We start from the raw sequence: 13,810 nt of genomic DNA, 5'->3' as shown, positions 1-13,810 counted from the left end.
AGGATAAAAGAATATAATAAAATTACTATGCCAATAAAAGATGGAGATATCATAGAAGGCCATTTTTGGTCTGAGCCGGTTGAAGTAAAAAAAACAGAAGAGATAGAAGGATTTATCCATATTTTAGGAGCCACTTTACATTCGGGTCGTCACGTAGACCAGTTAATACCCAACGATGAAATTGACAAGATTAAAAAAAAATCATATACCAGAGATTTTACTGCCCATTCTGACGAAGTTTTCCTTGCGTTAGAAGGACAAAGATACAGATATGCCTCACTTTTCGACCCATTGCTGGCAATGAATGTCTCTAAAATAGACCCATTACCTTTCCAGATAGAAGCTGTCTATGGTTACATACTAAAACTTCCTCTTATAAGATACCTTATAGCCGATGACCCAGGTGCCGGAAAAACAATTATGGCAGGGTTAATAATAAAAGAATTGAAATTAAGAGGTATTGTCCGGAAGATTTTAATAGTAGTCCCCGGACATCTTAAAGACCAATGGAAACGGGAATTGAAAGATAAATTCCAAGAGATTTTTGAGGTAATTGACAGGAGTCGTATGGATGCCTCATATGGAGATAACCCATGGTCTAAAGAGGACCAGGTTATTACGTCAATAGACTATGCAAAAAGAGAAGAAGTATTACCATCTCTTTCAAGCTCAGAATGGGACTTGACTATTGTAGATGAAGCCCATAAGTTTACAGCGTACCAGTACGGAGAAAAGATAAATAAAAGCGAAAGATATAAGTTGGGAGAGGTTTTATCAAGGAATTCAGAGCATCTACTATTTCTAACTGCTACTCCCCACAAAGGCGACCCTGAAAATTACAGGTTGTTCCTTGATTTGCTGGAGCCGGGTTTTTTTGCCAAGACAGAATTGCTTGATGAATCTATAAGAAACGGGGACAATCCGCTTTTTATAAGACGCCTGAAAGAAGATATGAGAGATTTTAATGGTAAGCCTATCTTCAAACCTCGCTATCCTATCACTATAAAATTTAATCTGACAGATAAAGAGAAAGCCCTTTATAATGAACTTTCCAGATATGTTGTAACGGAATATGACAAAGCAGTAAGTCGAACTGGAAAACGTAATATTGCTTTTGCCCTTTTGATATTACAGAGGAGAATGGCTTCCAGTACATTTGCTGTCCTCCAGTCCTTGAAAAGGCGAAAAAACAGATTATCTGAATTTTTAATGGCAGCAGAACTTCCCCCCATTCTCTCAAAAACAGTAAACATTGAAGATTATGAAGAAGCAGAAGAATCTGGAAGATGGGAAACAGAGAAAGAATGGGAAACGGTTTCTTTTGCTGAAAACAAAGAGGACCTGAAAAAAGAGATAGCAATTATAGATAAGTTGATACAAAGTGCTGAAGATATTATCTCTGAAGAAATCGAAAAAAAATTAATAGAGTTAAAGAAATCCATAGAAGAGGGATTTAAAAAGATAAAGGAAACAGGAGGCAATGAAAGAATACTTATCTTCACAGAATCTCGGGATACGATGGATTATCTTCATAAAAAAATTAGAACATGGGGTTACAGGGTTAACTGTATCCATGGGGGCATGGCTCTTACAGAGAGGGTAGAGGCAGAGAAAACATTTAAAAACGATACACAGATAATGGTTGCGACAGAGGCGGCAGGGGAGGGTATCAACCTTCAGTTTTGCAATATTATGATTAACTATGATATTCCATGGAATCCTAACCGGTTAGAACAAAGGATGGGCAGGATACATAGATACGGTCAGCAATATGAAGTGTACATCTATAACCTTGTTGCTCAGGATACAAGAGAAGGGGAGGTTCTTGTTAAACTCTTTGACAAACTTGACGAGATAAGAAATGCTATGGGGAATGAAAAGGTATTTGATATTATAGGGCAGGTTTTCTTTGATAAGAATTTATACCAGCTTATCTGTGATGCTGCCGCAGATATTCGGAGTTCAAAGGAAATAATAGATACAGAATTGGACATTCCTGTCGATGCAGAATACATATCAAAAATTAAAGAGGTTCTTGGAGAAAGTTTAGCAACAAGGCATATTGATTATACACGAATTTCAGAGATGGCAGAAAAAGCAAGAGAACGCAAGCTTATCCCCGAATATATTGAAGAATTTTTCAAGAAAGGTTTTACAAAAGCAGGTGGCAGTTACAGAGAAACAAAAGACGGATTTATGTCAATAGATTCAATTCCCTATGAACTGCGCAACATAGGAAAAGAACCGGATATTAAGAACAGATATGGCTCACTTAGCAAGTCGTACAATAAAATTACTTTTGACAAAGATATTGCATTTAACAACCCGTACAGTGAATTTGTTTCTTTTGGACATCCACTATTAGAAGGGCTTCTTGAATGGATAAAAAGAAGATTCTCTGATGATTTACAGAAAGGCGCATTATTTGTTGACCCATCAGGCAAATATAACGGCATATTATGGTTTTATGAAGGAGAAGTGAAAGACGGCAAAGGGGGAGTTGCAGGCAAAAAACTTCTTACTTTATTAGATGACGGAAAAAATATATCTCCTGTGAACCCGGCAATTTTGTGGGATATAGTACCTTCATCCAACAACAACTCTATTACTCTTGATATGAATGAGACAAAAGCGAAAAGATTGACGATTGATATTCTTAATAGATACAAAGAGGAAATACTTACAAGCAGGAAAAAACAGGCAGAAATAAAACACAAATACGGGGTTCGTTCACTGGAATATCTTATAAATAAAACAGATACTGAGCTTGTAGAATTATACATTAGACGGGATAGAGGTGAACGCGTTGAACTTCCCATATTAAACAAGGAAGAAAGAAAAAACAATTATAAAGCAGCATTAGCCAAACTTAAAAAAGAAATTGAGTATGAAATTAATCTGTCACTTACTATGCCTAAATTTATAGGATGTATATATGTGAAGAGTCAGGTATCGGAAGAATTAAAAGAAGATACAAATATAGAAAAGATAGGCATGGAAAAGGCTATGGAACATGAGAGAAGTAATGGGCGTATTCCGGAAGATGTATCAAAAGAAAATCTGGGATTTGATATACGGTCAAAACCTATGTCTCAAAATCTTGGCACAGGCAAAGGAAATAATGAAACAAGGTATATAGAAGTAAAAGCGAGAAGTTTTGAAGGTCCTATTGTTATTACAAAAAATGAATGGCTTAACGCAAAGAGGTTCAAGGAACAATATTGGCTTTATATAGTGGCAAATGCGGCAACAAAACCTGTGTTATATATCGTTAATAATCCGGCAGAGCAATGTTCTCCTGAAGAAAAAATAGAAATAGTTAGATATTTAATCACTACCAGTGAATGGAAAAACAAAGGGATACCGACGTAATGGCAAAGAAAAAAGAAGATAAAAGATTTATTGAAGAAAGTTTTCCGGTAAAAGAAGTAAGCGAGATTTCAGCAAAAGAGAAAAATATCAGGCACGGACACATCTCCACCTTGCATATTTGGTGGGCGAGGCGTCCATTGGCATCTTCCAGAGCCACCTCCTATGCCGCATTAATACCTGCACCTAAAAATGATATAGAGTGGAACAAAACAAAAAACTTTATTGTGGAACTATCCAAATGGGAAAACACTCTTAACCCTGTCATTATAGAAAAAGCAAAAGAAGATATACTGAAAGCAAATAACGGCATTCCCCCAAAAGTATTAGACCCATTTTCAGGTGGCGGTTCTATCCCCTTAGAATGTCTACGGTTAGGATGTGAGACCTATGCCAATGACTATAACCCTGTTGCCACGTTAATTCTAAAATGCACTCTTGAATATCCACAAAAATATGGCAAACCAAAAGAAGCTAAAAGAGAAGGGGAGTTCTTTGATGGCAAAACAAAAATAAATCCCCTCTTAGAGGATGTGAAAGAATGGGGAGAATGGGTACTAGAGAAAGCAAAAAAAGAACTGGATAGATTCTATCCTCCTGACCCAGATGGTTCAATCCCTGTGGGCTATATATGGGCAAGGACAATTCCCTGCCAGAACCCTTCCTGCGGAGCTGAAATACCACTTATGAGACAGTTCTGGCTTGCAAAAAAGGCAAATAAAAAAGTTGCATTGAAACCTTTTGTTAAAGACGGAAAAGTTGAATTTGAAATAGTCGGACAGGATAATAAGTTTCCCGTTGATTTTAAACCTGAAGAAGGTACTGTGAAAAGAGCAATAGCAAAATGCCTTATTTGTGACTCATCTATTGATGCTTCTATTACAAGGAAACTTTTTCAAGATGGTAAATCAGGACAGAGAATGATAGCAGTAGTTTTACAAAAAGAAGGGACAAGCGGAAAAAAATATAGGTTAGCAAATGAGAAAAACATAGCTGTTTTCTGGAAAGCAGAAGCATACCTCAAAGAAAAAAGAGAAAAACTAATAAAGGAATGGGGAATAGACCCTGTACCTGATGAATTAATTGACCCCAATTCCGTAAAACCAAGAACAATGTGGCTTTATGGAATGAAAACATGGGGAGACCTTTTTAATTCAAGACAAAAATTAGCATTAATTACTTTTATAGAGAAAGTTAGGCAAGCATATAAAGAAATGTTGAAAGAAGGATATGAGGAAGATTATGCAAAGGCAGTAGTAAGTTATTTGGCTATATCTGTAGATAGGCTTTCTTCGTTCAATTCCTGTTTAACTATGTGGGTTTCTGATGGTGGATTTATAGCCAACACATTTACTCGACAGGCGTTACCAATGGTTTGGGATTACTGTGAAATAAACCCAGATAGTAAAAGTTCAGGCGATTGGAATTCAGCATTAAATTGGATATTAAGAGTAATAAAGCATTGTTCTCTTAATTTTTCTCAGCAAATTAATTGCTTGCAATCTTCTGCTACTAATTTATCTTTTTCTGATAATTATTTTGATGCCATTTTTACCGACCCTCCTTATTATGACAATATTAATTATGCTGAATTATCTGATTTTTTTTATGTTTGGCTTAAAAGAAGTATTGGTGATTTGTATCCAGAATTATTTGCTACTCCCTTAGCTCCAAAATCCAAAGAGATTGTTGCTAATCCTGTAAGGCAAGGAAGTTCTATTAAAGCCAGAGAATTTTTTGAGGAAAATCTTAAAAAGTCCTTTCAAGAAATGTATAGAATATTAAAAATCAACGGTATTGTAACTATTGTTTATGCACATAAAACAACCTTTGGTTGGGAAACTGTTATCAATAGCTTGTTGGATACAGGCTTTACAATAACAGGTTCTTGGCCAATTAATACAGAAAGAGGCGCGCGCTTAAATGCAAAGGAGACAGCAGCTTTATCTTCCTCTATTTATATAGTCTGTAGAAAAATAGAAAAACAAGATATTGGATGGTTCAATGAAGTAAAGGAAGAATTGAAAATTTATTTAAACAAAAAACTCGAAAGATTATGGGAAGAAGGTATATCAGGACCCGATTTTTTTGTTTCCGGGATTGGCTCTGCTATTGAGGTTTTTGGGAAATACAAAAAAATAATGGACTATCAAGGCAATGAGATGCGAGCAGATAAACTTCTTGCTTTTGTCAGAGAAAGCGTAACAGATTTTGCCGTAAGACAAATTCTTCATAATGGTTTTGCCGATGAAATTTCTCCGCTTACAAGATTTTATATCCTGTGGCGTTGGACTTATGGCGAAGCAAAAGCATTATTTGACGATGCCAGAAAACTAAGCCAGAGTGTTGGTATTGATCTTGAAAAAGAGTGGAACAGAGGTTTTATTGTTAAAGAAAAAGAGTTTATAAAGGTGTTAGGTCCTCAAGACAGGGATATGCAAGAAGAATATAAAGACCCGAAAGAACTAATAGATACCCTACATTATGCTTTATTACTATGGGAAAAGAGTAAAACTGATGAAATGAAAAGAATCTTATCTATTACAGGGTGGGGGCTAAAAGATACCTTCTTTAGAGTGGCACAAGCAATATCTGAAACACTACCGATAGCAAGCAAAGAAAAAAAATTGCTGGAAGGCTTCCTTTCCGGCAGAACCCGATTAATCAAGGAAATCAAACAAATTCAAACAACCGATGAACATAAAGAACTTTTTTAAAGATGGTTTGTTGATATTTGATTTGCTTGTTTTTGAAAGGAAAAGGAGTGTATAGTGAATCCGGATAAACCCGAAGAAAAATTTATTCCACAGGAAAGAGGCTCTTTGCCTCGAGTATTACTTTTAGATTTTAACCCTAAAGTTAAGGAAGAGCTGGAAAAAAGTAAATTCCAAATTTTCGAAGGGAAGTCTGGATTTGTTGATGGGATTCAAAATTTCCTAAGAGATAGTTCAGAAATAGAAATTATTTTTTGGGATATTAGTGCTTGTAATTTCGATAATTACGAAGAAATTGACTGGAATAGATTAAGAAATAAGCTATTTCAACCTCCGCAAAACTCGATAAAAAGTTCAGAGAATGATACTATCCAAATTTCGAAAAAAAGTCTGTATGATTATTTCAAACAAATACGAAAAAAGGGAGGTTTTATAGGAGTTTTTTTGGGCAATGAATATATAGATAGAGATAGTTCAGAAAAACTTTCTCTCATCTTAGGGTTATCCGATTTTCCCTGTAGAAAAGCAAGAGCTTTTTCTACTTATGGTTTTTATTTATCAAATAGATATGCACAAAACATTACATTAAATAAGAAAACTGAATATGATTTGTTTTATAATTTCTTTAATAGATTTGTTCATTATGATGATTTGAAATTTATAATAAATTGGATGTCTGCAGTTTTTTCTAATGATATGGAAGGTTATGTTGAAGAAGAACAGAAAGAAATAAAAATAGCTCGTTTTTATTTTGATGATGAAGATAATAATCACTATGCTGTTTTTGCCTATGACCAAATTTTGATATCTCCGAAAATTAGAAAACTTTCAGATGCTATACTTTGTCTCCTACAAGATATTCTTCCTAATATTTGCAATACAGAAATATACCCTGACCTTCAAACATTTAGATGGTTACAAGATAATTTTTTTAAACCACATAAAGTTAAAAAAGAGGAAATAGAATTCTCTCTTTTTAAAAAAGATTATGAAAAGAACCTACTTGCGAGAGAGGAAAAAATAAAAAATATTGAAAATCAATACACCTATTTGCATAAAATGTTGTATAGTGATGACAGTGATTTGTTTAAAAAAAGTGAAAAATTAAAAGATATAGTTAAACAAATATTAGAACAAGATTTGAAATTTAAGAAAGTTATTGATATGGATAAAGAAAGAGAAATTCAAGGACTTGCTTTAAAAGAGGATTTAAGAATTGGAGATAAAATTCTTATTGAAGTAAAAGGAACAGAAAAAGGAGCTAAGGCTTCTTGGATAAAAGAATTTAGAGCACACGCTTTTCAATATTGTTCGGCAAGCGACATCGTAATAAAAGACTTAAAATTAGTACTTATTTTCAATCATGAAAGAAGAAAAGACCCAAGAGAAAGAAGTAGACCGTTTGATAATGACCCTGAATTGTTAAAAAGTTGTAAATCGGAAAATATTTTGTTTATCCCAGTATTTGAGTTATACAAGATGATTATGGACGTAAAGGAGGGGTATTTTACAGAGGATTCAGGTAGAGAAATTATCAGGCAATCAAAAGGACTGTTTGAATATACTCGGAAGCATGAGAATAAATGATACTGATTCACAAAATAGATAGGAGATATTAAAATGAAACCATTTCTTACGATAGCAATGCCACACAAAGACGTTCTTTCAGGGGTGCCTACTTTTGATATTTTTGCTGCGGATTTATGGAATGTCCACCAGAAAAGAGGGCCCTCTGAATATTGTAATGCGGAACTTTTTTTCCAAAAAACCTATCTTACCGATGGGCTACAAAACCTGCTTTCCAACGCTGAAAAACGATTAAAAGGGAAAGGCGGCGACTCCGTTATACAGCTCCAGACCCCTTTTGGCGGAGGCAAAACTCACTCTCTTATAGCTTTATACCACAAAACCAAAGAATGGAAATCAAAAGTAGTAGTTCTGGATGGAGTATCACTAAACCCTCAAGAAAAAACACTGTGGGAAGAGATAGAAGAACAACTGACAGGGAAGGTAGATAAGCTGAAAGGTAAAAGCGCTCCGGGAAAAGAAAGGATTTACAATCTTTTGAAAGAATCGGCACCCGTGCTCATCCTGATGGATGAAGTTTTAACATATCAGACTAAATCTGCAACTGTAAAAGTCGGAGAGTCTACTCTTGCCGCTCAGAACCTTGCCTTTCTTCAGGAACTCACACAGGCAGTCAGTACGCTTGGCAACTGTTTACTTGTCATGACATTACCTGCCAGCCGATTAGAGCATTACGATGAATCGGCAGAACGATTATTCCAGCAATTACAAAAAGTAGTAGGCAGAATTGAAAAAGTATATGAGCCTGTCGGTGATGAAGAAATATCTTGTGTTATAAACAGGCGACTTTTCTCCGCTATTGAAGCAAGAGAGGCCAAAAAGAATATTGATAAATTTCTTTCTTACGCAGATAAAGAAAAAATCCTGCCTGAAGGTATGGAAAAATCAGTTTATCGGGAAAGGTTTTGTAAAAGTTTTCCCTTCCAACCTGAAGTAATAGATGTGCTTTACCATAGATGGGGTAGTTTCCCGAAATTCCAAAGAACAAGGGGGGTATTACGGCTTTTATCTCTCATAGTACATGCATTAAGAAATAGCAAAGCCCCCTTTATACGGTTGTCAGATTTTGATATGAAAAATACTGATATAAGAGGAGAATTTATTAACCAGATTGGTTCCGAGTACAGTGGAGTTGTTTCTGCTGATATAACCTCGCATAACTCCGGTTCATCTAAAATAGACAGATATCTTGAAGATACTACATACGGACCTTATTCATTTGGAACTAAATCTGCAATAACGATATTTCTATATTCTTTTTCAGGTGGTCATGAGAAAGGCGTGTCATTAAAAGAAATAAAACTTTCTGTTGCCGATACTTCATTCCCCACAAGTATAATTACAGAAGCAGTATCAAAACTAAAGGATGAGGCACTGTTATTCTTACAACATGACGCGGGTAAGTATTTCTTTACCAGTGAGCCTAATCTCAACAGTTTGCACTTAAGAAAAATGGAAAACGTAGAAGATACTGTTGTTAGAGAAATACAAAAAGACCTTATTCGTAAGAACATATCAGATGAACACTTCCAAATATTCTTGAATCCCCGGAATCCAAAGGATGTTCCTGATACACAGGAAATAAAGCTTGTAGTTTTCAGCAATGGTGGTAATGATAACCAGAAAAGATGTAGGCAGTTTATCGACAACTATGGTCAACAACCGCGTGTCAACAGAAATACACTTGTTTTTCTCTGTCCAAAAGAAGACGAACTACCCATACTTGAAAAAACTATCCGAGAATATTATGCATGGGATATTATTGAAAGGGAAGAAACAAAACTGCTTAATGACCAGCAGAAAAAAGAGGTAAAAGATAAAAAGAAAGAAAAATCTGAATATATGATAGAGAGTTTGAGAAATCTTTATAGTATTGTATATCTCCCCGCAGCAAATAATAGCCTGAAAGAAACCGATTTGGGCAGATATACATACGGGAAGCAAATGTCTTTGGATAATGAGGTTTACCAGCGTTTAACCAATGACGGCGAAATACTGGAAAAAATTGCGCCTCTTATATTAAAAGAACGATATCTTAAAAACGATAAGGATTTTATTGAAACAAAAAAACTTTATCAGGCGTTTATTAGCACTCCTGGAGAAATGCGTTTAATCAATGAAGATGTCTTAAAGAATGCAATAAGATATGGCGTAAAAGAAGGGTTATTTGGGATAGGGGAACTTGAAAACGGTAAACCTGTATGCAGATATTTTAAGCAGGAAATAGAATCCATATTACCCAGCGGCATGTTATGTGAAGGAGAAATTCTGATAAAAGAATCTATCTGTATTGAACAGAAGAAATATCCGGAAGAGGAAGAAACAAAAGGAACTACTCCTATAAAAGGCGAGTCTGAAACAACGAAGGAAGGACAAGAAAAAGGAAAACCACAGGATAAAAAATACTCAAAAGTTACGCTTAAACTTACCATTCCGCCAAGTGAACTTTCTAAATTAGCAAGTACTGTTCTTTATCTCAGCAAACTTTTCAAAGAACTGGATATAAAAATTGACATTGCAGCCAAAGATGGTGAGATTTCTATCAGTGACTACGAAGACAAAATAAAAGAAGCTTTTATGCAATCCAATATTGAAATCGATGATGAAACCTTGCAATAACCATGAATAATGGTTTAGAAAAAAATTCTTAAAAATCGGCAGACGATTACAAATATCTTTGTTTAAAAAAACTATAATTTTATGAAAGAAAAATTAGAGCCAGGAAAATTAAAAGTTGAAAAACTTTATTTGTCAGGATATAGATTGTTTTGGGGCAACAATTTTATTACAATAAAAGATTTTGAAACCGAAGCATCTAAGTTTTTTGAATACTATCCATATTCAGAAATGCTTCTTCCCAAAATAAGTTTTATTAAGCGGCTTAGTCGCTTTTACATTCAAAAAAAAGATAAACTAAAAATTTTTGCTGATGAACTAAAAAATGATGAAGAATTTGAGGATGTGAAATTTGAAAAAACATATTCAATCCTTGGATTGCCTTACGTTGTAAAATACAAAATTAAAAAAAGTAATATTGAAATTCAATTCGATGGGATACTCTTCATATCAACTTTATTGCTACAGGAAAAAGAAACTCCAATAGAATTACCTAAATTATTAGAATATGTTGACGAGAATCCTCCCGAAAATCTATGGGGCGAAGAAATTGGAGGTACTCATAGACAGAAATTTATAAATGAAATAGCGCCATTTCCCAAAAGGTACTATATTGCTGAAATAAATTATAGTATGCATGCTTCTAATGAGACAAAACGTTTTATATTAAGAATGCCTCTATTGGATAAAAGAATTATGAGAGTTACATATCCAACCGGAGAAGCAGAAAAAGGACAAAAGTATGATTTGTATATCGGCTCTTATGAGCATATTGCGAAAGTGATAGCACAAGATTTTGAAAGCCTTTTTTATTTGAAAAAAGTTATAAATGAGAATTTAGGAAATATACATAGAGACATATTAGATATCAAAAACAAAATAAGTGATATATACTATAGCAAACTTACTTCTCTATTTGGATGGTTTAATCCTAAAAAATGGTGGGAACCAATAAAAGCATGGAAAAATTTACAAGCAGGTTTTCAGGTAACAACAAAATTTGTGTTAAAATCATCCCTTTATAAAGAAGCTCTAAACGTTTATAAAGATTTATTACAAAGAGGAGTTGCATATTATTCTATTCCTTTTCAAAATAATATGGCTCAAAATCAAACATCCGCTCCTTACACTGTAGATAGAAAAGAATGGGAATTAGAATATGACCCCTCTTACAGTAATTTTCACAAGGTTCCCGATATATTATTAACTCGTTTGAATTTTTTAGAAACATTAGCAAAAAAAGTATATGACATAACGCAACGCAACATGTATATTCTTCAGATGCAAATTAGCATATCTTCTATGATACTTGTTTTTTACGGAATATTAATAACTGCATTTTTAAGCTCAGGTATACTCTTCTTAAAATGTATAGGCTTTCTGGTTTTGTTAATTTTTCTCTTATGTCTTTCAATTTTTGCAAAGAAAAATGACTGAGGATTTTTTGATATCAATTGCAGGTCTACGTTCAGAGGATTTAACAACAGAAGTGTTGTCTTTTATTTTAAAAGAAGAAGCTTATAAACCGTTTCAGAAATTGTTTTTCTCTTTTCTATTAGAAAAATATCACGACGATTTTTTTCGCGCACCTCTCTTAATTGATACAAGAAAAATATACAGCAATGGCACACCTGATTTAATTATTGATAACCAAAAAGATACTGTAATATTGATAGAGAATAAATTTTATGCAAACTTATCAGGTGCCAACCAGATTTCAAGGTATAAAGCAATACTGGTTAATGATTATGAAACTTTTGTCAATAAATACCTAATTTTACTTATAGTGAAGCATAGAAAATGTTTTTATGAGGAAGAAATTATAAAAGATTTTTCCTCCTCAGGTACGCCTATAAAAACTATTGAAGAGTTACAGGATTATTTGAAGGTAGAGTATAAAATAAACTTTAAATTCCTTTTTTGGCAGGATATCTTAGAATTGTTCAATTGTGAGGATATAATTATAAAATCACTACAGAAATATATTAGCCACTATTTTATAGGGGAGGTGGAATTCATGAAACAAGAGATAGCAATTCTTAAAAACCCTGCTTTTATTACAGCATATAAAAAAATATTTGGTCAAATTAACTGGATAAGAGAGAAAATTCACACAGGGGAATATGATGTATGGAAAACAAAAGCCAGTCAATCTATAAACTTTTATGGTTTCACTATTCAATTACAGAATTGCTCTGTCTGGTTTGGATATTCGTTGTTAACTTGGACTGAAGAGCCAACTAAAAGCCCTATAATATTACAATTCAGAAGAGAATGGTATACAGATATAATAAATGATAAAGCTGCATTTGATAAAAAGTTATTATCACTTTTTCAAGAAGAGCATAAAGAATTGGAATTTATTAAATTCTATACTCTTGAAATTTTTTCAGATACCGAAAAAATAATACAACAATTAAATAGCGACTTAAAATTTATGTCAAGCTTAGTTTGATAAGACCATATCTCTGATGAGAATAGTTTAAAGATGGTGGAAATAGAAATGAAAACGGAAAAAAGAGATGTTATGGTGGAGTGTGTGAGGGGAGATATTACAGCGCAGTAGGGGTTTGATGCGGTTGTGAATGCTGCCAATGCACAGTTGGTACCCGGAGGATGAGTTGCCGAGGCGATACACAGGAAAGCAGGACCGCAACTGTATGGGAAGTGTAAACCGTTAGCACCAATAAGGACAGGGGATGCGGTTGCCACCAAAGGGTATAACCTGCCTAATCCATATGTTATTCACACACTGGGTCCTGTATATTATAGAGATAAGAATCCTGCGGAAAAACTTGTGCTATGTTACAGGACCTGCCTGAAGGTGGCAGAAGAAAATTACCTGTCATCCATTGCTTTTTGTGCCATATCCACTGGAGCTTTCGGATCTCCAATAGAAGAGAGTGCAGAGGTGGCGTTAAAGACGGTGCTTGGCGAGCTGCTCAATTTGAAATCAGAAAGAGAATCAGGTTTGTGATTTACGATGAGGCAACACTATCAATTTTTCAAAAACTATGAGTATTGATGAATTACAAAAATAGTCTAATAATACAATTCTGGAAATTTATGAGCAAGTTGAGCATCTGCAGGTATGGGAGAAAAAGCATTCGATAGGAAATTAACTTCAAAACAATTCAAAGAGCACAAAAAAAGATATTTTAAGTTGAATTCAAAAAAGTGAAAAGAAAAAAAACAAAAGTATTGAAAATCAGTAGGAACCGTAAAGGAGAACATAAACTGATAATCTGTTTGTTCATTTTCTTTATAGTTTGTAGTTTTTTAAGGTTTTTTATATTTAAAAAAATCTATCACCAGTGTTAGTTTTAATGTTGTTAGTAACCTAATTTCCCGTCGTTTTTATAACCATGAAGATTGAAATCCTTTTATAATCAATATTTTTATTTAATCCGTAACTTTGCAAGTTTTAAGTAATATGCAAATTTAATTTCTCAATTATTTTTCGTGTCGGTTTTGGTATTTCCAAATCAATCCAGTGATTTGATATTTTTACTTTACGGATTTTG

The 13,810-nt window shown here is 33.9% G+C and carries 7 protein-coding genes; all 7 read left to right on the top strand.

What is annotated here, in order from left to right; translation table 11 throughout:
• Positions 1–27: 27 nt before the first annotated feature.
• Positions 28–3,372 (top strand): DUF3883 domain-containing protein, encoded by a 3,345-nt coding sequence (locus M0P98_04760; GenBank protein ID MCK9266180.1) that lies wholly within the window; start codon positions 28–30, stop codon positions 3,370–3,372.
• Positions 3,372–6,086, top strand: a complete 2,715-nt coding sequence (locus tag M0P98_04755; GenBank protein MCK9266179.1) for a DUF1156 domain-containing protein — start codon at positions 3,372–3,374, stop codon at positions 6,084–6,086. Before M0P98_04760 ends, M0P98_04755 begins: the two co-directional genes overlap by 1 nt.
• Before the next feature lie 54 nt (positions 6,087–6,140).
• Positions 6,141–7,670, top strand: a complete 1,530-nt coding sequence (locus tag M0P98_04750; protein ID MCK9266178.1) for a hypothetical protein — start codon at positions 6,141–6,143, stop codon at positions 7,668–7,670.
• 33 nt (positions 7,671–7,703) lie between these two features.
• Positions 7,704–10,289, top strand: a complete 2,586-nt coding sequence (locus M0P98_04745; protein ID MCK9266177.1) for a DUF499 domain-containing protein — start codon at positions 7,704–7,706, stop codon at positions 10,287–10,289.
• Between the two features lie 81 nt (positions 10,290–10,370).
• The gene (locus M0P98_04740; protein MCK9266176.1) at positions 10,371–11,723 is read left to right on the top strand and encodes a hypothetical protein; all 1,353 of its coding nucleotides are present in this window, start codon (positions 10,371–10,373) and stop codon (positions 11,721–11,723) included.
• Positions 11,716–12,741, top strand: a complete 1,026-nt coding sequence (locus M0P98_04735) for a PD-(D/E)XK nuclease family protein (protein MCK9266175.1) — start codon at positions 11,716–11,718, stop codon at positions 12,739–12,741. Before M0P98_04740 ends, M0P98_04735 begins: the two co-directional genes overlap by 8 nt.
• A gap of 201 nt (positions 12,742–12,942) precedes the next feature.
• Positions 12,943–13,263: a macro domain-containing protein gene (locus M0P98_04730; GenBank protein MCK9266174.1), complete on the top strand. Its 321-nt coding sequence runs from the start codon at positions 12,943–12,945 to the stop codon at positions 13,261–13,263.
• Positions 13,264–13,810 lie beyond the last annotated feature (547 nt).

Source organism: bacterium (assembly GCA_023230585.1).
Lineage (GTDB): Bacteria > Ratteibacteria > UBA8468 > B48-G9 > JAFGKM01 > JALNXB01.
The sequence above is the reverse complement of the archived record's forward strand: the minus strand, read 5'-3'. Positions and strand labels throughout refer to the sequence as shown.

Excerpts from the sequence above, each read along its gene's own strand:
- M0P98_04760 (MCK9266180.1), top strand. The coding sequence starts at position 28 with ATGCCAATAAAAGATGGAGATATCATAGAAGGCCATTTTTGGTCTGAG.
- M0P98_04755 (MCK9266179.1), top strand. The coding sequence starts at position 3,372 with ATGGCAAAGAAAAAAGAAGATAAAAGATTTATTGAAGAAAGTTTTCCG.
- M0P98_04745 (MCK9266177.1), top strand. The coding sequence starts at position 7,704 with ATGAAACCATTTCTTACGATAGCAATGCCACACAAAGACGTTCTTTCA.
- M0P98_04740 (MCK9266176.1), top strand. The coding sequence starts at position 10,371 with ATGAAAGAAAAATTAGAGCCAGGAAAATTAAAAGTTGAAAAACTTTAT.
- M0P98_04735 (MCK9266175.1), top strand. The coding sequence starts at position 11,716 with ATGACTGAGGATTTTTTGATATCAATTGCAGGTCTACGTTCAGAGGAT.